The organism is Mesorhizobium sp. B2-4-18 (assembly GCF_006441385.1).
GTDB classification, from domain to species: domain Bacteria; phylum Pseudomonadota; class Alphaproteobacteria; order Rhizobiales; family Rhizobiaceae; genus Mesorhizobium; species Mesorhizobium australicum.
The window spans coordinates 260,506-279,626 of the sequence record NZ_VFUW01000008.1 but is presented as its reverse complement, the minus strand read 5'-3'; the positions used below and the strand labels follow the sequence as shown (position 1 = coordinate 279,626).

At 63.4% G+C, this 19,121-nt stretch carries 19 protein-coding genes and 1 riboswitch; of the genes, 10 read left to right on the top strand and 9 right to left on the bottom strand.

Annotated features, from left to right (window positions below; genetic code table 11):
- Positions 1 to 112: 112 nt before the first annotated feature.
- Complete coding sequence (locus tag FJ527_RS20710) at positions 113 to 1,666, top strand: acetolactate synthase large subunit (RefSeq protein WP_140823986.1); 1,554 nt, start codon at positions 113 to 115, stop codon at positions 1,664 to 1,666.
- 41 nt (positions 1,667 to 1,707) lie between these two features.
- Here the strand turns inward: FJ527_RS20710 and FJ527_RS20705 are convergent, their stop codons facing one another.
- The gene (locus FJ527_RS20705) at positions 1,708 to 2,010 is read right to left on the bottom strand and encodes a BolA family protein (RefSeq protein WP_015315504.1); all 303 of its coding nucleotides are present in this window, start codon (positions 2,008 to 2,010) and stop codon (positions 1,708 to 1,710) included.
- A 179-nt stretch (positions 2,011 to 2,189) separates the two neighbouring features.
- Here FJ527_RS20705 and FJ527_RS20700 point away from each other — a divergent pair, with 179 nt between their 5' ends.
- From FJ527_RS20700 to FJ527_RS20685, 4 genes are all read left to right on the top strand, one after another.
- Positions 2,190 to 2,819 carry a J domain-containing protein gene (locus FJ527_RS20700; RefSeq protein WP_032922426.1) on the top strand — a complete coding sequence of 210 codons (630 nt, stop codon included), beginning with the start codon at positions 2,190 to 2,192 and terminating at the stop codon, positions 2,817 to 2,819.
- 123 nt (positions 2,820 to 2,942) lie between these two features.
- Entirely contained in the window at positions 2,943 to 3,929 is a 987-nt protein-coding gene (gene cobS, locus FJ527_RS20695) for a cobaltochelatase subunit CobS (protein WP_140823985.1), read from the top strand.
- A gap of 11 nt (positions 3,930 to 3,940) precedes the next feature.
- Entirely contained in the window at positions 3,941 to 5,839 is a 1,899-nt protein-coding gene (gene cobT / locus FJ527_RS20690; RefSeq protein ID WP_015315507.1) for a cobaltochelatase subunit CobT, read from the top strand.
- Entirely contained in the window at positions 5,836 to 6,858 is a 1,023-nt protein-coding gene (locus tag FJ527_RS20685) for an esterase-like activity of phytase family protein (protein WP_140823984.1), read from the top strand. Before cobT ends, FJ527_RS20685 begins: the two co-directional genes overlap by 4 nt.
- A 137-nt stretch (positions 6,859 to 6,995) precedes the next feature.
- Here FJ527_RS20685 and FJ527_RS20680 read toward each other — a convergent pair whose 3' ends face one another.
- The 3 genes from FJ527_RS20680 to rpmB form a co-directional block, all read right to left on the bottom strand.
- Positions 6,996 to 7,667, bottom strand: coding sequence for a hypothetical protein (locus tag FJ527_RS20680; RefSeq protein WP_140823983.1), 672 nt, complete (start codon positions 7,665 to 7,667; stop codon positions 6,996 to 6,998).
- A 3-nt stretch (positions 7,668 to 7,670) separates the two neighbouring features.
- Positions 7,671 to 8,354, bottom strand: a complete 684-nt coding sequence (locus FJ527_RS20675; RefSeq protein WP_140823982.1) for a queuosine precursor transporter — start codon at positions 8,352 to 8,354, stop codon at positions 7,671 to 7,673.
- 157 nt (positions 8,355 to 8,511) lie between these two features.
- Entirely contained in the window at positions 8,512 to 8,808 is a 297-nt protein-coding gene (gene rpmB / locus FJ527_RS20670; RefSeq protein WP_010911765.1) for a 50S ribosomal protein L28, read from the bottom strand.
- A gap of 257 nt (positions 8,809 to 9,065) precedes the next feature.
- On the opposite strand from rpmB, the gene FJ527_RS20665 reads away from it, so the two are divergent.
- From FJ527_RS20665 to FJ527_RS20655, 3 genes are read left to right on the top strand one after another with little or no spacing between them, the layout of a single operon-like run.
- Positions 9,066 to 9,854 carry a DUF3108 domain-containing protein gene (locus FJ527_RS20665; RefSeq protein WP_015315511.1) on the top strand — a complete coding sequence of 263 codons (789 nt, stop codon included), beginning with the start codon at positions 9,066 to 9,068 and terminating at the stop codon, positions 9,852 to 9,854.
- Between the two features lie 43 nt (positions 9,855 to 9,897).
- Complete coding sequence (locus FJ527_RS20660; protein WP_140823981.1) at positions 9,898 to 10,830, top strand: EamA family transporter; 933 nt, start codon at positions 9,898 to 9,900, stop codon at positions 10,828 to 10,830.
- Entirely contained in the window at positions 10,827 to 11,501 is a 675-nt protein-coding gene (locus FJ527_RS20655) for a lysoplasmalogenase family protein (RefSeq protein ID WP_140823980.1), read from the top strand. Before FJ527_RS20660 ends, FJ527_RS20655 begins: the two co-directional genes overlap by 4 nt.
- Here the strand turns inward: FJ527_RS20655 and FJ527_RS20650 are convergent.
- The gene (locus FJ527_RS20650; RefSeq protein ID WP_015315514.1) at positions 11,498 to 11,926 is read right to left on the bottom strand and encodes a cupin domain-containing protein; all 429 of its coding nucleotides are present in this window, start codon (positions 11,924 to 11,926) and stop codon (positions 11,498 to 11,500) included. The two genes, FJ527_RS20655 and FJ527_RS20650, sit on opposite strands and share 4 nt — an antisense overlap.
- A 22-nt stretch (positions 11,927 to 11,948) precedes the next feature.
- Positions 11,949 to 12,716: a hydroxyacylglutathione hydrolase gene (gene gloB, locus FJ527_RS20645; RefSeq protein WP_140823979.1), complete on the bottom strand. Its 768-nt coding sequence runs from the start codon at positions 12,714 to 12,716 to the stop codon at positions 11,949 to 11,951.
- Between the two features lie 189 nt (positions 12,717 to 12,905).
- Between gloB and FJ527_RS20640 the strand changes: the two genes are divergently transcribed.
- Both FJ527_RS20640 and FJ527_RS20635 read left to right on the top strand, forming a co-directional pair.
- A complete protein-coding gene (locus FJ527_RS20640; protein WP_015315516.1) occupies positions 12,906 to 13,691 on the top strand; it encodes a methyltransferase domain-containing protein in 786 nt (261 codons plus the stop codon).
- A gap of 137 nt (positions 13,692 to 13,828) precedes the next feature.
- Positions 13,829 to 15,652, top strand: coding sequence for an ABC transporter ATP-binding protein/permease (locus FJ527_RS20635; RefSeq protein ID WP_140823978.1), 1,824 nt, complete (start codon positions 13,829 to 13,831; stop codon positions 15,650 to 15,652).
- Between the two features lie 123 nt (positions 15,653 to 15,775).
- On the opposite strand, the gene FJ527_RS20630 is transcribed toward FJ527_RS20635, so the two are convergent.
- The 3 genes from FJ527_RS20630 to FJ527_RS20620 all read right to left on the bottom strand — a co-directional run bounded on the left by FJ527_RS20630 (position 15,776) and on the right by FJ527_RS20620 (position 18,900).
- The gene (locus FJ527_RS20630) at positions 15,776 to 16,711 is read right to left on the bottom strand and encodes a glycosyltransferase family A protein (RefSeq protein ID WP_140616813.1); all 936 of its coding nucleotides are present in this window, start codon (positions 16,709 to 16,711) and stop codon (positions 15,776 to 15,778) included.
- 283 nt (positions 16,712 to 16,994) lie between these two features.
- Positions 16,995 to 17,609 (bottom strand): methionine biosynthesis protein MetW, encoded by a 615-nt coding sequence (metW, locus tag FJ527_RS20625; RefSeq protein WP_015315519.1) that lies wholly within the window; start codon positions 17,607 to 17,609, stop codon positions 16,995 to 16,997.
- Positions 17,610 to 17,730: 121 nt separating this feature from the next.
- A complete protein-coding gene (locus tag FJ527_RS20620; protein WP_015315520.1) occupies positions 17,731 to 18,900 on the bottom strand; it encodes a homoserine O-acetyltransferase in 1,170 nt (389 codons plus the stop codon).
- Positions 18,901 to 19,017: 117 nt separating this feature from the next.
- Positions 19,018 to 19,095: riboswitch (SAM riboswitch) on the bottom strand.
- Positions 19,096 to 19,121: the final 26 nt, after the last annotated feature.

Here is a 19,121-nt window from a genome sequence, read left to right as displayed (position 1 = left end):
CCGACCGTCGCTCGCCCATTCCGTGGCTGGATCATGCCAAAAACGGCGGCGGGATATTGCCGTGCCGATATCCGCGGGTGCAATTGCTCTTCGTGAATGGGAGAAAATTCGCATGAATGGCGCCGATGTTCTGTGCGACGTGCTGTTGGCCAATGACGTGAATGTCTGCTTCGCCAATCCCGGCACATCCGAAATGCATTTCGTCGCGGCCCTCGACCGCAAGCCGGCGATGCGCTGCGTGCTCGGCCTGTTCGAGGGGGTGGTGACGGGTGCGGCCGACGGCTATGCGCGCATGACCGATCGTCCCGCCGCGACGCTGCTGCACACCGGCCCGGGCCTCGCCAATGGGCTGGCCAACATGCACAATGCAAGGCGCGCCTTCAGCCCGATGATCAATATCGTCGGGGACCATGCCTCCTACCATCTGCCGCTCGACGCGCCGCTCACCAGCGATATCGAGGGGCTGGCGGCGCCGATGTCGAAGTGGGTGCGCCGCATCGGAGGGCCCGCCGATGTCCAACCGGCCACGGAGGCGGCCTTTCGCGCCTCGCTGACACCGCCGGGTGTCACCACGCTGATCCTGCCGGCGGACGCGGCCTGGGGCGACGCCGACCCGGTTTCGCCCGGCAAGGTGGAACTCGCATCGCCGCCAGCCGTCGACATCGACGCCGTGCGAGCGGTGGCTACCGCGATCCGTGCCGCTCCCGGGCGCGCCGGCATGATCGTTCGGGGACGGGCGGCGCGGGCCGATGCCCTCGAGATCGCCGGCCAGATTTCAGCGGCCTGCGATGTCAGGCTGTTCAGCGAGGTTTTGATCGCGCGTATGCAGCGCGGGCGCGGGCGCGTCGCGCCGACGCGCATTCCCTATCCGGTCGACGCGGCGACGGCAGCGCTCAGGGATATCGATGTCCTTGTGCTGGTCGGCGGCAAGGAGCCGGTCGCCTTCTTCGCCTATCCGGGAAAACCGGGAAGGCTTGTTCGTGACGATTGCCAGGTGCTGACGCTCGCCGCCCATGGTCAGGATCTGCATGCGGCACTGGAGGCGCTTGGCGACGAACTGGGCGTCAGGCAATCGCAGCCGGCGTTGGTTGCAAGCGCCTTTCCCGAGGAAGCAACGCCAACCGGCAGCTTGACGGAAGATGCCATTGCACTCTCCGTCGCCAAAAAGCTGCCGGGCGACGCGATCGTCTGCGACGAGGCCGTCACCTCGGCGCGACGTTTCTTCGCGCTGTCGGCCTTTGCCGCGCCGCACGACTACATGATGGGCACGGGCGGGTCGATCGGCGGCGGCATTCCGCTGGCGACAGGCGCGGCGATCGCCTGTCCCGGCCGCAAGGTGATCAATCTGGAGGCCGACGGCAGCGGCATGTATACGGTGCAGGGCCTGTGGACGCAGGCGCGGGAAAATCTCGACGTGGTGACGATCGTCTTTTCCAACCGCACCTATGCGATCCTGCATGGCGAGATGCGCAATGTCGGCGTGAACGCGATCGGCGAAAATGCCAGGCGCATGCTCGACCTCGACCATCCGGCGCTGGACTGGGTGTCGCTGGCCAAAGGCATGGGCGTGGAGGCGGCGCGTGCCGACACCTGCGAGCGGTTCGACGCGCTGCTCGATGCTGCCTTGTCGCGGCGCGGGCCATTCCTGATCGAAGCGATAATCTGAGCAGCGCGAGACGAGCTACAGAGCCAGCTCGGAGACTTGGCTTACCAGCGGGTCTGTTCGCCAGGCGCCGCGGGCTCGATAGCCAGCGCGTGAACCCCCGCCTTCAACTCGTCGGCCAGCAGTTCGTTGACGGCGCGGTGGCGCTCAACGCGGCTCATGCCAACGAAATTCGCCGAGACGATGCGGACACGGAAATGTGTCTCGCCGGTACCATCGAACTCAGCGTGGTGACCGGATTCCACATGATGATGGCCGGCGTGGAGATGGCTTTCGTTGAGGATGACCAGCCGCTCGGGCGAAAATGCCTTGTTGAGCTTGTCTTCCATGGTCGCCTGTATGGACATCGTCTTCTCCCTTCACCACATATGGTTGGCGCGCCGCCGTGAAAACCCGAAATAGGTTTCGCCGGGCCGTTGGCGCGCAACAAAATCGGTCATCCGCCTGCTTTAAGCCGCGATTCAGCGGTTAGGGCGATCATCGCGAAAATGTCAATTCTTGTTTCGCATCTGCGAACGCCCCATAAATGGGTGAGATGAAGCCGTATCCCAAATATTTCGAGAAGATTCGCGTCCGCCCCGACAAGGACGCGGAGGTGAAGGCGCACGCGCCGATCTGCCAGTGGGATGGCTGCAAGGAGGCTGGGACGCATCGCGCGCCGGTCGGGCGCATGAAGGAGGGCGAGTATTTCCGCTTCTGCTTCGACCATGTGCGTGAGTACAACAAGGGCTTCAACTACTTCTCCGGCGTGCCGGACACCGAGGTGGCGCGCTTCCAAAAGGAAGCGATGACCGGCCACCGGCCGACCTGGAAAATGGGCGTCAACGGCGCCTCGACGCGTTCCTCGCCCGACATGGCGCAGATGCGCTCCGGCCGCGCAGGCTATTACAACCGCATGCGCGACCCATTCGACCTGTTCAAGGGACCGAAGGATCCGCGCGAGGCGCGCGAGCGCAAGGCCAAGCCGCTTGAGGCCAAGGCGCTGGAAACGCTTGGCCTTGATACAAAGGCGACTGGCAAGGACATCAAGGCGCGCTATAAGGAACTGGTGAAGCGTCACCATCCGGATGCGAATGGCGGCGACAGAGGTTCGGAAGACCGGTTCCGCGATGTGCTTCAGGCCTATCGCGTGCTCAAACAGGCGGGCCTGTGCTGAGCGACCCTATGGTTCGTGTCGTTTTCCAACTTTCATAAGGTTGGAAAAGGCTCTAAGACCGCCCCCGAACAAAATGGATTGCCGGCGAAACGCGACGTTTCGCCCGTGGAGACGTTGAGAGATATGAACAAGGTCGATCGCGACATCGCCAACCTGCCCGACACGATGGTGTCGGTGAAGGAGAAATTCGGCTTCGAGTCCAAGATGGTGGTGCCAGCGTACTCGGTCACCAGCGAGCATGTGCCCGATGTCGATCCCGACTATCTGTTCGATAAGGCGACGACCTTGGCGATCCTCGCCGGCTTTGCCTACAACCGCCGTGTCATGGTGTCGGGCTATCACGGCACCGGCAAGTCGACCCATATCGAACAGGTCGCCGCCCGCCTCAACTGGCCCTGCGTGCGTGTCAATCTCGACAGCCATGTCAGCCGTATCGATCTTGTCGGCAAGGACGCGATCGTGGTCAAGGACGGCCTGCAGATCACCGAATTTCGCGACGGCATCCTGCCTTGGGCCTACCAGCACAATGTCGCGCTTTGCTTCGACGAGTATGACGCCGGCCGTCCGGACGTGATGTTCGTCATCCAGCGCGTGCTGGAATCGTCCGGCCGCCTGACGCTGCTCGACCAGAGCCGGGTCATCCGCCCGCATCCGGCGTTCCGGCTGTTTTCGACCGCAAATACGGTTGGTCTGGGCGACACCACCGGCCTTTATCACGGCACCCAGCAGATCAACCAGGCGCAGATGGACCGCTGGTCGATCGTTACCACGTTGAATTATCTGCCGCACGACAATGAAGTGAACATCGTGCTGGCCAAGGCCAAGCATTATCGCGACACCAAGGGCAAGGACATCGTCAACAAGATGGTGCGCGTCGCCGACATGACGCGCTCGGCCTTCATCAATGGCGACCTGTCGACGGTGATGAGCCCGCGTACCGTCATCACCTGGGCCGAGAATGCCGAGATCTTCGGCGATGTCGGCATGGCGTTCCGGCTGACCTTCCTCAACAAGTGCGACGAGCTGGAGCGTTCGGTGGTTGCCGAGTTCTACCAGCGCGCCTTCGGCCAGGATCTGCCCGAGAGCGCGGCCAATGTGGTGCTGGGCTAAGCAGAGCCTCGATGGCGGGTCCGGGCGACAATACGCGCAACAAGTCCAAGACGGGGTCTGAAGCCGACAGCTTCAAGCGCGCCGTCACCGTCTGCATGCGCGCCATTGCCGGCGACAAGGAAATGGAAGTCGGCTTCGCCAAGGACAGGCCGGCGCTGGCGGGCAGCCGTGCGCGGCTGCCCGAACTGCCCAAGAAGGCATCGAAGTCCGACATCGCGATTACCCGCGGGCTCGGCGATTCCATGGCGTTGAAGCGCGCCTGCCATGATGTGCGCATCCACAGCAGACTGGCGCCGGAAGGCAAGGCCGCCCGTGCCATCTACGACGCGGTCGAACAGGCCCGCGTCGAGGCGATCGGCAGCCGCGCCATGCAGGGCGTCGCCGACAATATCGGGTCGATGCTGGAGGACAAATACACCAAGGCCAACCTCGTCGACGTCAAGGACAAGGCTGATGCGCCCATCGAGGAGGCGCTGGCGCTGATGGTGCGCGAAAAGCTGACCGGCCGGCCGGTGCCGAAGAGCGGCGAGCGGCTGGTCGAACTCTGGCGGCCCTGGGTCGAGGAGAAGGCCAAGGCCGATCTCGACGGCCTGTCGGAAAAGCTCGAGGACCAGCAGGCCTTCGCCCGCGTCGTGCGCGAGATGCTTGCCTCCATGGAAATGGCCGAGGAACTCGGCGACGACCAGGAGACCGAGGATTCCGAGGACAATGACGACAACCAGCCGCAAGGCGAGGAACAGAGCGAGGAAGGCGGCGAGGACGATTCCGGCTCAGAACAGTCGCAGTCCGAGGACGCCGAGGCATCGGCCGACGACGAGCAATCGGCGGAGACGGAAGCCTCCGATGCAACGGCCGACGATCTGTCCGACGATGACGATGCCGATGCCGAGACGCCCGGCGAGGCTAGGCGCAACGACAATCCCTTCACCAATCTGCCGAAGGAAATCGACTACAAGGTTTACACGTCAGCTTTCGACGAGACGGTCGGCGCGGAGGAGCTCTGCGAAGAGGAAGAACTCGACCGGCTGCGCGCCTTCCTCGACAAGCAACTCGCCAATCTGTCGGGCGTGGTCGGACGGCTCGCCAACCGGCTGCAGCGCCGGCTGATGGCGCAGCAGAACCGGTCCTGGGATTTCGACCTGGAAGAGGGCTATCTCGACCCGGCGCGACTGGTGCGCGTCGTCATCGATCCGATGCAACCGTTGTCGTTCAAGCAGGAGCGGGACACCAAGTTCCGCGACACGGTGGTGACGCTGGTGCTCGACAATTCCGGCTCGATGCGTGGCCGGCCGATCACGGTCGCCGCCACCTGTGCCGACATTCTGGCGCGCACGCTGGAGCGCTGCGGCGTCTCGGTCGAGATCCTCGGCTTCACCACGCGGGCCTGGAAGGGCGGACAGGCGCGCGAGAAGTGGCTGAAGGACGGCAAGCCGCCGAACCCCGGCCGCCTCAACGACCTGCGTCATATCATCTACAAATCCGCCGATCATCCATGGCGGCGGGCACGCCGCAACCTTGGCCTGATGATGCGTGAAGGCCTGCTCAAGGAGAATATCGACGGCGAGGCGCTGCTGTGGGCCCACAACCGGCTGATTGCCCGGCCCGAACAGCGCAAGATCCTGATGATGATCTCGGACGGCGCGCCGGTCGACGATTCCACGCTGTCGGTCAATCCGGGCAATTATCTCGAGCGGCATCTGCGCGCCGTCATCGAATTGATCGAGACGCGCTCACCGGTCGAGCTGCTGGCCATCGGCATAGGCCATGACGTCACGCGCTACTACAGGCGCGCCGTCACCATCGTCGATGCCGAGGAACTGGCCGGCGCCATGACCGAGCAGCTGGCTTCGCTGTTTGCCGAGGAAAGCGCGAAGGATACGCGTCGCGGCGGCATGCGGCGCGCCGGATGATCTTTTCGCGAGGCGGGTTTAGGCAAACGCTTTTCGCCGCCATCGTCCTGCTCGCCGGTGTGGCTCCGGCAGGTTCGGCCGGCTCGGCTCCAGTTGAACCTGTCGCCGTCTCGGCACGCCCGATCACCGAATTCCACATTGGCCGCGCCGACAAGCAATTCGGTCCGCTCGAATTCGTCGGTGGGCTGGAAATGACCTCGCCATCACGCGATTTCGGCGCGTTGTCGGCCTTTCGGTTTCTGAAAGCCGGCAGCGATTTCATCGGTGTTGCCGACACCGGTTACTGGTTCTTCGGCTCGGTGGCCCGCGACGCCGACAGGCGCCCCCTCGGCATCCAGAATTTTCGCATGCAGCAGATGGCCAACCAGAGCGGCCGGCCGATCGACGAAAAATGGGAAGTCGACGCCGAAGGCCTCGCGGTCAAGGACGGTATTGCCACCGTCGGTTTCGAGCGCAACCACCGCGTCTCCCAGTTCAAGATCGACCCGGACAACATGAAGGCGCCATTCAGGCAGCTGGATTTCCTGGTGCCGGCGTGGGAGCTGCGGCAGAACCGCGGCTTCGAGACAGTCACCCATTCAAATGCCAATGGCCAGCATGAAGGCGGCCTGGTCGTGGTCTCGGAGAAGAGCCTCGACAAATCAGGCAACATCTACGCCGCCATTATCGAAGGCCCGCATAGGGGCGTCTTCACTGTCAAGCGCAACGACGATTTCGACATCACCGACGGCGCCTTCCTACCGGATGGCGACCTCTTGCTGCTGGAGCGCAGTTTCACCATGGCGGGCGGCGTCAAGATGCGGCTGCGGCGCATTTATGGAGAGAGCGTCGAGAAGGGCGCCGTCGCCGACGGGCCGGTGCTGCTGCAAGCCGACATGGGCTACCAGATCGACAATATGGAAGGGCTCGATGTCTGGAGCCGGGATGACGGCGCGTTGATGGTGTCGCTGATCTCCGACGACAACCACTCGATCCTGCAGCGCAATCTCTATCTGGAATTCATTCTGCACCAGGATTGAGGGGCAGCCCCTTCCCGACGCTCATTGGCGATTTTTTTATGCGTCGGCCATTTCCGAGAATCCTGCCCTGACAAGCCAGGGGTTGCGCGGAGCTCGACAAGTCCAGACACTGCTGCTGACGGCTCTGGTCTGGACCGCTAGCTGTTGGCGGCGATCCAGATGACATGGCGCGCGCCGCGCTTGCCGTTGGCGCGCGTGTTGACTTCCTCGACAGCGAAACCTGCCTGTTTCAACCGCCGCGTGAAGCCGGCATCCGGCCCTTGCGACCATACGGCCAGGACTCCGCCCGGTCTTAGGGCGGTGCGTGCGGCGGCGAGGCCAGCCACGCTGTAGAGCGCGTCATTGCCCTTGTGGACGATGCCTTCGGGGCCATTGTCGACGTCGAGCAGGATCCCGTCCCAGGCAATGGGTGCGGACCGTATGAGCTGGCCGACATCGGTTCCGTGGATGGTGACGCGGGGATCATCGAGCGAGCCGGCAAAAATCTCGGCCATCGGGCCGCGCGCCCAGGCGACGACGGCCGGCACCAGTTCCGCGACGACGATCTCGGCATTGTCGCCCAATTCGGCGAGGGCAGCGCGCAGCGTAAAACCCATGCCGAGCCCCCCGATCAGGATTCTCGGCCGACGATGACCCGCAATCCGCTGGCAGGACAGTTTTGCCAACGCTTCTTCGGAGCCGCTCAGCCGGCTGTTCATCAGCTCGTTGGTACCGAGCATGATCGAGAATTCAGAACCGCGCTGTTTCAGCCGCAGTTCCTGCTGGCCATCAGGCGTTTTCGCGGAGTCCAGCTGGATCCAGGGAATCACGACTTAGGCCGCGGCAACGGCCGGCTGGCTCCAGCGGGCGGCGAGAAGCCGGTAAGGGATCAGAGCCACGACAGCGATGATCAGTTTCACGCTGAGGTCGCCGAGCGCCCAGGACACCCAGCGCATGGCGTCGACATGAAACACGCCCATCAATGGGGCGCTCTCCAGCGCAAACCCGTCGCTTGGGCCGACGAAGGCAAAGGCGGCTGAAAAGGCGACGCCGAAGAACACGAGGGTGTCGAACACCGATCCGACCAGCGTGCCGACGATCGGCGCCCGCCACCAGCTCTGCCGGCGCAAACGGTTGAACACGGTCACATCGAGCAATTGTGCGGACAGGAACGCCGCTCCGGAAGCCGCCGCGATGCGCACCAGCCGGTCGGCTGATGTCTCGAATTCGATCAGGCCATGGCGGAACAGGAAGGGCGGGACGAGGATCGAGCAGACCACCGCCGTCATGAAGCCGACAAAGACGATCCGGCGCGCCACGGCAGGCCCGTAACGGCGGTTGGCGAGGTCCGTGACCAGGAAAGAGAAGGGATAGGTGAAAGCGCCCCAGGTCAAAACGTCGGCGAGCGACAGGCCGCCGACGTTTCCCTGCATGGGAAACTGCACGAGGATGTTCGATGCCACGACGACAAGCGCCATGGCAGCCACGAAAGGCAGGTACCGCGAAAAAGAAGACATTTTTTTATCCTGGGTAATGGAACCAGCGGAGCATCATGCCGAGGCAGCGCTCGCTTCGTAATTGAGCATCGGAGTGTCGAACCTTGCGGATCTATCCGATGCTCAGCGGCCAGCAAGGAGGTTGGCCAGGCGGTCGTCCCCCGCCTTTATCTGGATGTTACGCAGCGACCTGCTCGGCAAGCTTCTTGGCGATCTGCTTCTTCAAGAGACGCGCGCGCTGCGACAGTTCCTTGACGTCGGCCTTGGCCAGGAAGGCATCGAGGCCGCCGCGATGTTCGACCGAACGCAGCGCGTTGGCCGAGATGCGCAGGCGTACATTCTGGTTCAGCGCTTCCGAAATGAGCGTCACATTGACGAGGTTCGGCAGGAAGCGACGCTTGGTCTTGTTGTTGGCGTGGCTCACATTGTTGCCGGTCTGGACTGCCTTGGCAGTGAGTTCGCAGGTGCGGGACATGGTTCTAACCTTCAGTTCTCTCGGGGCCTGCCAAACCTTTGTACCCGCGCCGGGTGGCGCGCGGTTCTGGTCAGGCGGCCTTATGGAAAAGTTGGCGTTCCATAGTTGCATTTCACCGGGTCGTCAAGCTCCGGCTTCCGCACGGAAGCGCCCGGCTTTTCATATTAAGGCCGGATTTCACCGTATAAGCGGTCTCATAGGGACACGCCAGACCGGAGTCGCCCGCCTCCGGCCGAAACCAAGGATCCGATCCCGCCATGCCTCGTTCGTCTCACGCGCTTGTTGCCGCGCTTGTCATCGCCTTGCCGACCGCTGCGTCCGCTGCCTCGCCGCAGTCGTTCAAGGGCGAATACACGGTGTCGTTCCTTGGTCTCTCGATCGCCAGATCGACCTTTTCCAGCCATTATGAGAACGGTGCCTACGCGATCGAAGGCAGTGTCTCGGCGGCGGGTCTGGCCAAGCTGTTCGACGACACGCGGGGCACGATCTCGTCAAAAGGCACGATTTCGGGCCAGAAAATGGTGCCGCAGGCGTTTCGGGCCGACTACACTTCCGGCAAGAAGGCGTCTTCGATCGACATTCGCTTTAGCAATGGCAACGTGACCTCGACGCGGGTGATCCCCGCTCCGGGCAAGCGCGATCCCAAGGCCTGGGTGCCACTCGGCGCCGGCGACCTGGCATCGGTGCTCGATCCGATGGCGGCGACCGTCATCCATGCCGACAGCCTCGACCAGGTCTGTGGCCGCAAGGTCAAGTTCTACGATGGTGAGATGCGCGCCGACCTGACGCTGACCTACGCCTCGAAAGGAACGATCTCGGTGCCGGGCTACAAGGGCGACACCGTCACCTGCCAGATGGGTTTCGAGCCGGTGGCGGGTTATCGCAAGGGCCGCAAGGCGCTCAATTATCTCAAGAACAAAAGCCGCATGATGGTGACGTTTGCACCGCTCGGCCAAACCGGCGTATATGCGCCGATCCACGCCACGGTCGGAACGCAGATCGGCACCTTGACCATCAGCGCCAGACGGTTCGAAGCGGTACAATAAGGCACGCCACCGGGGACAGAACGGGCGCGCCACTGGAGACAAAATGGGGCGCGCAACACTGATCGGCTTTTCGGCGGTCGCCATGTGGGCATTGCTGGCGTTGCTGACGGATGCGTCCGGCAAGGTGCCGCCATTCCTGTTGTCGGCCATCACCTTCTCGATCGGCACAGGCGTAGGGTTTGTCGCGCGACTGTTCATGCCGGCCACCGACAGGAGCCAAAAGATCCCTCCTCAGGTCTGGGTGATCGGCATTGCCGGCCTCTTCGGCTACCACTTCTTCTACTTCACCGCGCTGCGCAACGCGCCGGCGGTCGAGGCGAGCCTGATTGCCTATCTCTGGCCGTTGCTGATCGTGCTGGGCTCGGCGCTGATGCCGGGCGAGAAGCTGGCCTGGAACCATGTCGTCGGCGCGCTGCTCGGCCTTGCCGGCACCGTGCTGATCGTCACCAAGGGCGGCGGCCTGGCTTTCGATGCGCGCTACGCCTTCGGTTACGCCATGGCCGCCGTCTGCGCCCTGCTATGGTCGTCCTATTCCTTGCTGTCTCGACGTTTCCCGTCGGTGCCGACCAGCATCGTCACCTGGTTCTGCGCGGCAACCGCCGTGCTGTCGCTCGTCTGCCACCTGGCGCTGGAACAAACGGTTCTGCCTGACGGCGCCGGCCAGTGGCTGGCCGTGCTCGGGCTCGGCCTGATGCCGGTGGGCGCGGCCTTCTATGCCTGGGACATCGGTGTCAAGCGCGGCAACATCCAGGTGCTGGGTGCCGCGAGTTACGCGGCGCCGCTGCTGTCGACGCTGGTGCTGATCGCGGCCGGCGTCGCCGAACCGTCGCTGCGCATTCTGGCCGCCTGTGTGCTCATCACCGGCGGCGCGGCGCTAGCGGCAAAATCGCTGTTCCTGCGCAAGCCGGCCACGGAGAGCGGAGTCAGGGCATCCGAAGACGGAGCCAGGGCATCCGAAGGCGAAGCCAGGGCATGACGATGCCGTTTGCTGGGGGCATCGACGCCAACGCCAATGCGACGCTGATCTTTTCGCTGGTGGCGGCGGCGATCTATGCCTTCACGCTTGGCATGCCGCCGACGCTGGCCCGCTCGGCGGCAAAGACAATTGCCGTTGCGATGCTCGCCGTACTCGCCGCAATACAAAGCGGGCCGCTGCTGCTGGTCGCCGCCCTTGCGCTGAGCGCCATTGGCGATGCCTTCTTGTCGCGCGACGGCGAAAAAGCCTTTCTGGGTGGACTGGCCAGTTTTCTCGTCGCCCACATCGTCTATGTCGCGTTGTTGCTGCGCAGCGGTGCCGGATTGGAGTTGCTTGGCGCCGAGCCCTGGCGCAGCGCGATCGCGCTGGCCATGGCGGTGTTCGCGATCGTCATGCTGGCGGCGCTTTGGCCCCGCGTTGGTCCCGGCTTGCATATACCGATTGCCGTCTATGTCGTGGCGATCCTGGCGATGGGCATGTCGGCGCTAACGACAAGCAACGTCTGGGTGATCGGTGGCGCCGTGCTGTTCATGGCATCGGACGGGCTGCTCGCCATGGAGAAATTTTTAGTGGCGGCCGTCTCGCAGCATCGCGCCTGGATGCGTTTGACCGTGTGGGTTTTGTACTATGCCGCCCAACTGGCGGTCACGCTGGGATTCCTGCTGGGTTAAATCGGCTTCGGCTGCCAGCCCGGCTCGGCCAGTTCGAAGGCGGCGAAATCAAAACCCGGCGCCACCGTGCAGCCGACCAGCGTCCATTCGCCCAGTGTACGCGCCGATTGCCACCAGCCCGCCGGCACGACGATCTGCGGCCGTTCACCCGCCGCGAGCTCGATGCCGAGAACCTGCTCGATAATGGCGCCGCCTTCTTCCCACATCGACAGCGCCAGAGGCGCGCCGGCATAAAAGTGCCAAAGCTCGGCGGCGTCCCTGACCCGATGCCAGGCCGAAACCTGATGCTGTTCCAGCAGAAAATAGATGGCGGTCGAATGGCCGCGCGCACCACCGGCTTCGTCGCGAAAGGTTTCCGCGTACCAGCCGCCTTCCGGATGCGGCTTCAGGGCGAGCGTTGCTATGATTTCCGCGGAACTGGTCATCGGCAGATAGCTGGCATGGTGGTCAGAAATTGTCCTTGCGCTTGCGGATCTCGGCGAAGACCTCGGCATCCCCGGCCTTTTCCATGCCGAGATGCTTGCGGATTGCCGGATCGTGCCAGCGCAGGAAGGGATTGGTCGACAGTTCCTCGCCGATCGTCGTCGGCAGCGTCGGCATGTTGTCGACCCGCAGCGCCTCGATCCGCGCGGCGCGCTCCTTCAACGCCGAATTGGTGGGGTCGACGCTCAGTGCAAAACGGGCATTGGCGAGCGTGTATTCGTGGCCGCAATAGATTGTCGTCTCGGCGGGAAGAGCCGCGAGCTTCTTCAGCGATTCGTACATCACCGGCGGCTTGCATTCGAACAGCCGCCCACAACCCAGCGCAAACAGCGTATCCGCGGTGAACGCCACTTTCGATAACGGCAGATGGTAGGAGACATGGCCAGCGGTATGCCCGGGCGTGGCGATCACTTCGATGCGCTCATGGCCGAGATGCAGGACGGAGCCTTCTTCGACGGTTTCATCGATGCCGGGGATCTTGGCCTTTTCCGCCTCCGGGCCGACGATGCGCAGCTTGAAGCGCTCCTTGAGCGCCAGATTGGCCTCGACGTGATCCATATGATGATGCGTGGTCAGGATCATCGTCGGCGTCCAGCCGGTGCGCTTGATCGCGGCCAGGATCGGCGCTTCCTCGGGCGCGTCGATAATCGCGGTCTGGCCGCTTTCGGGGTCATGCACCAGCACGCCGAAATTGTCGGTGCGGCACATGAACTGTTCGATTTCGACCGGCATCGCATTTCTCCATTTGCCGCCGCAGACATAGGGCGCCGCTGCGTGAATGTCATCCCGGATGAGAAAGCGAATGTCATCCCGGATGACAAGCAAAGCGAATGTTATCCTGGGATGTCAAATTGACATTCGCCGTGCCGGCGGCTTTGGCCTTTTGTTGAATCCGGCTGACATCACGGCTACATCCCTGACATGCATTCCGACATCGTCGACCTTCGTTCCTTCTATTCGACAACGCTCGGCCGGTTCGCCGAGCGCTCGATCACCATGGCGCTGTCGTCGATATGGGCCGCGGTGCCCAATGAGCGGCTGGTCGGTCTGGGCTATACCTTGCCCTGGCTGGAACGCTTCGGCACCGACGCGGAGCGGGTCTTCGCCTTCATGCCGGCGACCCAGGGCGCCGTGGTCTGGCCGGCGGCCGGGCCAACGGCGACGGCCCTGGTGTTCGACGAGGAACTGCCACTGGTCGATTCCTGCATCGACCGCATGCTGCTCGTCCATTCGCTCGAACACGTCGAAAACCCGCGTGAAACGCTGAACGAGATCTGGCGGGTGCTGTCGCCGGCCGGGCGCGTCGTCATCGTCGTGCCAAACCGGCGCGGTGTCTGGGCGCGCTTCGAACATACGCCGTTCGGCAATGGGCGGCCCTTCTCACGCGGGCAGCTCACCGAATTGCTGCGTGAGGCGAATTTCACGCCCGCCGCCTGGTCGGATGCGCTGTTCTTCCCGCCATCGCGGCGGCGTTTCATGATGCGCTTCCACAATGTGCTGGAGCGCGCCGGCCGGAGGCTGTGGCCGATCTTTTCCGGCGTCATTGTCGTCGAAGCGCAGAAACGGCTCTATCAAGGCGTGCCGGTGGCCCAGCGTGCGTCCCGCCGCGTCTTCGTGCCGGTGCTGTCGCCGCATGGCGCGACACGGCTCGGCCGGCGGGCCGAGGCAAGGGGTGTGGCATCGCCCCGGCAAGTGACACCTTCGTGATCGCGATGGAAACTTGCATCGCGCCGCGTCTTTCCGACCTATCTGTCGTGCTGGGCTCGCGGAGTGGTTGAGGGGCTGCCGCCGTCGGCTCCCTTCATCCGGTTTCAGCTTCGCTACTGAACGCAAGGACCTCGGCCATGGCTGATCAATTGGACAATCAGGCCACCATTCAGCCGGTCGCCGTCGCCAGCAGCCTGCGCGATCAGGTGGTGACGATCAAGCGGGCGCTGATCGGATCACCGGTTCGCAAGTGGTTGCTGTGGACGTCGCTCGGCATCATGGGCGTCATTATCGCGACGTCGATCGGCCAGGTCTTGCTCAACCGCTGGAACCAGCCGTTCTACGATGCCCTCGCGCGCCGCGACATGGCGGCCTTCCTGCATCAGCTGATGGTCTTTGCCATGATCGCCGGCGGACTGCTGGTGCTCAATATCGGCCAGACCTGGCTCAACCAGATGATCCGGCTGAAGTTGCGCGAGGCGCTGACGCTGGACCTGATCGACCAATGGATGCGGCCGGCGCGCGCCTTCCGGCTGGCCAATGCCGGCGCCATCGGCGTCAATCCCGACCAGCGCATGCAACAGGATGCCGCGCATCTCTCGGACCTGTCTACCGATCTTGGTGTCGGCCTGCTGCAGTCGTTCATCCTGCTCGTGTCCTTTGTCGGTGTGCTGTGGGAACTGTCTTCGGGCTTCGTCTTCCACGTCAACGGCTGGTCGCTGGCGATACCGGGCTACATGGTTTGGGCCGCGTTCCTCTATGCCGGTACCGCCTCGTGGCTGAGCTGGCTGGTCGGGCGGCCGCTCATCAGCCTCAACAGCGACCGCTATACGCGCGAAGCGGAACTGCGCTCCTCGATGGTGCGCGTCAACGAGAATGTCGATGCCATCGCGCTGTACCGTGGGGAGGATGACGCCAAGCGACGGCTGCAACTCGACCTCGGCACGGTGCTGGGCGCCATGCGGCGCATCTACACCGCCCAGATCAATCTGTCCTGGGTAACCGATACTTATGGCTGGATCACGGTCGTGGCGCCGATCCTGGTCGCCTCGCCGGTCTATTTCTCGGGGGATATCAGCTTTGGCGGGCTGATGATGGCGGTCGGGGCCTTCAACCAGGTCCACTCCTCCCTGCGTTGGTTCATCAACAACATCGGCAGCATTGCCGACTGGCGCGCCACGCTGATGCGTGTCGCCGACTTCCGCATCGCGCTCGATGAAACCGATGTGCTGCACGACAAGGAGAAGCGCATCGAATTCGCCGACAACGCCAATGGCAACCTGACGTTCGAGAAGCTTCAGGTGGCATCGCCGGACGGATGCACCAAGCTCGCCGACCAGCATGTCGAAATCCATGCCGGCGAGCGCGTCATGATCACCGGTGAACCGGGCGCCGGCAAGACGCTGTTCTTCCGCGCCATTGCCGGGCTGTGGCCGTGGGGCAGCGGGCGGATCGGCCTGCCGGCGGGGGAAACCATCATCTTCGTGCCGCGTGTGCCCTATTTGCCGGCCGGCACGCTGCGCGAGGTCCTCAATCACCCGAACGGGCATGCGCCGGCGAACGACGCCGACATTTCAGCGGTGCTTGCCGAGGTCGGTCTTGGACGGCTGTCGTCGTCGCTCGACCGCGTCGGACGCTGGGACCATGAGTTGGGCGATGACGAACAGCGATTGCTGGGCGTGGCCAGGCTCGCCTTGCGACAGCCAAAATGGGTGATCATCGACGAAGCCATGGATGCGTTCGACGGACCCTCGCTGCGGCGCGTGCTGTCGCTGCTGGAGAAGCGCCTGCCCGGCGCCGCGATCATCAACATCGGGCGCGGCCAGCACAACAATCAGTTCTTCCCGCGTTCCCTGACGATCGTTAAGGATTCCGACGCGCCCGCGCTGAAACCTGCCCACGTCAGGGCGGGTGCCATCGAGCCGCCGCCAGCCGCGGCAAGCCTCCACCACAGGAAGTAGCAGTTTTTCCCCCGTTGCGGCCCGTTGCCTGGCCGCCAAGGCCCTGGCGGTCGGCATCTCGCTGCCGGACGAGAAGGAATGCGCCCTGCAACGCTCCGTGCTCGATCGCTGAGCTGTCGCCGGTCAGGCCGGTGGAATTCCAAACTTGCCACGAACTTCGTCGTAGAGGTCGCGCCGCCAGCGGCGGCCGTGGAGATAACCGTTGATCAGTTCCGGCAATGAATAACCAAGCGCATCAGACGAGCGGTTGGCCATGTATCCTGCAAATGCCTGTGGTATTCGCCCCCGGAGAATATCGGCGATGATCTGCCGCGTGATCATAAAGGGAGGGACATGGGGGTAGGAGCGAGCGATGTGCGGATGCTTACTCATCAGGATCGCGTAGGCTTCGACATAGCCGTCCCTGCGGCCTGAAATCGAATTCTGCGAATTGTGCTTCGTCCAGTCGATATCTTCCGATAATTGCGCGCCGAAGCGCTGTGCGAAGCGCAGCAGAAGCTCGCGGTCCTGCATCCGGGGAATGTCGCTGTCATAGCCGCCGATGGCCAGCAAAGCCTCGCGTCTGGCTGTTATAGCCGATCCGGCTATGAAGGCCGTCTGCGCGACCACCGCCCGCTCCAGCATTGGCGGGTTCAGGAAAGCGCCGCGGTTAACGCAGGCGGTGCCGCGGCCACCCTTCACCGAGACATATGAGGAGAGCAGGACTTCGAGCGCTGGATTGTCGTCGAACCATGCCAGCGTCCGTTCGAGCCGGTGCGGCAGGAAGAGATCGTCCGAATCAAGAAAAGTCACCACGGGCGCCCGGGCTAGCTCGATGCCGGCATTCCTGGCGGCATTGGCGCCGCGCCACTTCGCGCCGACATAGATCAGCCGGGGGTCATGGATGCGGGCGAGCGCCGCCTCGGTCCCGTCCGTCGAACCATCGTCGACGACGATATGTTCAAATCGCGGCATGCTCTGGGAAAGCACGCTTTCGACGGCGCGGAGCACCGTTTCGCGCCGGTTGTGAGTCGGCGTGATCACCGTGACGAGGGGCGCCTGTTCGGTCTTCCCGATCATATCACGTAGGCCGCCTCCAGCGCGTAAACACCCTTCGCGCCAGGTCCTTTGATCATCGGGATGGCTAAATGGATCGGACTTCCCCCTGGATGGGCCTCATCGGATTCGGTGCGACGCTACAAAAAACAACCTGCCATGTCACCCCGTCGTGCCGTCGTTCGACCGACCAGGCATGATGAATTCCAGCTCATGGCGCTTCAACTGCAACACTTTCGCACCCGCTGAAAGACGCGCGGCCACCCTCAAGGATTGGCAGTCGCGCCTGCGGGCGTCGCCCATTTCATTATCGCTTCAGCAGGAACACTGCTTGTTGGCCAAAGAAATTCCAGAACCACCATGGCATCGACAGGCCGATCTTCTGGCCGTTGGCGTCGAGCGCGGTCGCCTTCTCCACTGTCGCGCCAAGCTCTTCGCACAAATTGACGAAGTCTCGGATCGTGCAGAAGTGGATGTTGGGCGTGTCGTACCAGGAATAGGGCAGGTCGCTGGTCACAGGCATGCGGCCCTTGACGAACAGCGACAGGCGCACCCGCCAGTGACCGAAATTGGGGAAAGACACGATTGCCCGGTTGCCGATCCTGAGCAGCTCGTCGAGCACCAGCTTCGGGTTGCGGGTGGCCTGCAGGGTCTGCGACAGGACAACGAAGTCAAAGCCCTTGTCGGGATAGAATTCGAGATCGGTGTCGGCGTCGCCCTGGATGACACTGAGACCGCGCGCCACGCATTCGTTGACGCCACGCTGCGACAGCTCGAGTCCGCGACCGTCGACCTGCTTGGTGTCCTGCAGCAATTCGAGCAATGAGCCGTCGCCCGAGCCGACGTCGAGCACACGCGATTGCGGCGGGATGAGGTTGGCGACGACCTCGAGGTCGACGCGTTGGCTGCCGTTGACGCTCATGGCTTCGCCTCGTGGACGGCGCATGGCCTTGGTCCGAAAACTCTGCAACTTTTCAGGGTCATGGCTTCGCCGTTCTGTTTGGCGCACGAGCTTGATCCGAAACGTCTGCAACTTTTCGGGGTCATGCGCTGAGCCCCCTGGCGCGCGCGGCCGAGCCGATGAAGCCGTTGATGGCGGCAAACAGTTCCGGCTCGTCGAGCAGGAAGGCGTCGTGGCCGCGATCGGTCTCGATCTCGACGAAGGATACCGAGGCGCCGGCGGCGTTGAGTGCGTGGACGATGGAGCGGCTCTCTTCTGTCGGGAACAGCCAGTCCGATGTGAAGGACACCAAGCAAAAGCGGGTTTTCGTGCCGGCGAAGGCGTCGGCCAGCCGGCCGCCATGGTCGGCGGCGAGGTCGAAATAATCCATCGACCGCGTCATGTAGAGATAGGAGTTGGCATCGAAGCGGTCGACGAAGGTCATGCCCTGGTGGCGCAGATAGCTCTCGATCTGGAAATCGGCATCGAAACCGAAGGTCAGCGCTTCGCGGTCCTGTAAATTGCGGCCGAATTTGCGATGCAAGGCGGCTTCCGACAGATAGGTGATGTGGGCGGCCATGCGCGCCACCGCCAACCCTTTCTCCGGGCGCTTGCCGTGTTCGAAATATTTGCCGCCATGCCAGTCCGGATCCGCCATCACGGCCTGCCTCCCGACTTCGTGGAAGGCGATGTTCTGTGACGAATGGCGCGCCCCGGTGGCGATCGGCAGCGCCGAGAACACGCGCTCGGGATAGCTCGACGCCCATTCCAGAACCTGCATGCCGCCCATCGAGCCGCCGAGCACGCAGAACAGTTTCTCGATGCCGAAATGGTCGATCAGCATCTGCTGCGCGCGCACCATGTCGCGGATGGTGATGACCGGCAGGTCGAGGCCATAGGGTTTACCCGTGGCCGGGTTGGTCGAGGCCGGACCGGTGGAACCCAGGCAGCCGCCGATGACATTGGAGCAGATGACGAAGAAACGGCTGGTATCGATGATCCTGCCCGGTCCGATCAGCACTTCCCACCAACCGGGCTTGCCGGTTACCGGATTGGTGCTGGCGACATGCTGGTCGCCGGTCAGCGCGTGGCAGACGAGGATGGCATTGGAGCGGGCATCGTTCAGCGTGCCATAGGTCTGGTAGGCGATCTGGAACGGCGACAGCAGCGTGCCGGCGTCGAGCTTGAGCGGCTTGTCGGGCCCGAACCGCAACACCGGGCTCGACGGTTGGTCGGCCTCGTTGTTGGTCTTTCCTGCACGCAGAGCGGCCATCACGTCTCTCTTGCTGCACCGTGCGCTCGTGGAAATCGTTGCCGATCTCCGCCGCCGATGCGTCCGTCCGGCCGGTTGCGGACAACAAAAAACCGGCATTGCCTTCGCAAAGCCGGTTACGTCACGCAAACGGCCCTTTAGCGAATTGTTTAACGTGGCTGCAAGCCGACCGGCCAAATCACCACGGAACTGTCAATCGTCTTCTAGAACCCGCCTGCCTC

Excerpts from the sequence above, each read along its gene's own strand:
- FJ527_RS20710 (WP_140823986.1), top strand. The coding sequence starts at position 113 with ATGAATGGCGCCGATGTTCTGTGCGACGTGCTGTTGGCCAATGACGTG.
- FJ527_RS20705 (WP_015315504.1), bottom strand. The coding sequence starts at position 2,010 with ATGTCCATACAGGCGACCATGGAAGACAAGCTCAACAAGGCATTTTCG.
- FJ527_RS20700 (WP_032922426.1), top strand. The coding sequence starts at position 2,190 with ATGGGTGAGATGAAGCCGTATCCCAAATATTTCGAGAAGATTCGCGTC.
- cobS (WP_140823985.1), top strand. The coding sequence starts at position 2,943 with ATGAACAAGGTCGATCGCGACATCGCCAACCTGCCCGACACGATGGTG.
- cobT (WP_015315507.1), top strand. The coding sequence starts at position 3,941 with ATGGCGGGTCCGGGCGACAATACGCGCAACAAGTCCAAGACGGGGTCT.
- FJ527_RS20685 (WP_140823984.1), top strand. The coding sequence starts at position 5,836 with ATGATCTTTTCGCGAGGCGGGTTTAGGCAAACGCTTTTCGCCGCCATC.
- FJ527_RS20675 (WP_140823982.1), bottom strand. The coding sequence starts at position 8,354 with ATGTCTTCTTTTTCGCGGTACCTGCCTTTCGTGGCTGCCATGGCGCTT.
- rpmB (WP_010911765.1), bottom strand. The coding sequence starts at position 8,808 with ATGTCCCGCACCTGCGAACTCACTGCCAAGGCAGTCCAGACCGGCAAC.
- FJ527_RS20665 (WP_015315511.1), top strand. The coding sequence starts at position 9,066 with ATGCCTCGTTCGTCTCACGCGCTTGTTGCCGCGCTTGTCATCGCCTTG.
- FJ527_RS20660 (WP_140823981.1), top strand. The coding sequence starts at position 9,898 with ATGGGGCGCGCAACACTGATCGGCTTTTCGGCGGTCGCCATGTGGGCA.
- FJ527_RS20655 (WP_140823980.1), top strand. The coding sequence starts at position 10,827 with ATGACGATGCCGTTTGCTGGGGGCATCGACGCCAACGCCAATGCGACG.
- FJ527_RS20650 (WP_015315514.1), bottom strand. The coding sequence starts at position 11,926 with ATGACCAGTTCCGCGGAAATCATAGCAACGCTCGCCCTGAAGCCGCAT.
- gloB (WP_140823979.1), bottom strand. The coding sequence starts at position 12,716 with ATGCCGGTCGAAATCGAACAGTTCATGTGCCGCACCGACAATTTCGGC.
- FJ527_RS20640 (WP_015315516.1), top strand. The coding sequence starts at position 12,906 with ATGCATTCCGACATCGTCGACCTTCGTTCCTTCTATTCGACAACGCTC.
- FJ527_RS20635 (WP_140823978.1), top strand. The coding sequence starts at position 13,829 with ATGGCTGATCAATTGGACAATCAGGCCACCATTCAGCCGGTCGCCGTC.
- FJ527_RS20630 (WP_140616813.1), bottom strand. The coding sequence starts at position 16,711 with ATGATCGGGAAGACCGAACAGGCGCCCCTCGTCACGGTGATCACGCCG.
- metW (WP_015315519.1), bottom strand. The coding sequence starts at position 17,609 with ATGAGCGTCAACGGCAGCCAACGCGTCGACCTCGAGGTCGTCGCCAAC.
- FJ527_RS20620 (WP_015315520.1), bottom strand. The coding sequence starts at position 18,900 with ATGGCCGCTCTGCGTGCAGGAAAGACCAACAACGAGGCCGACCAACCG.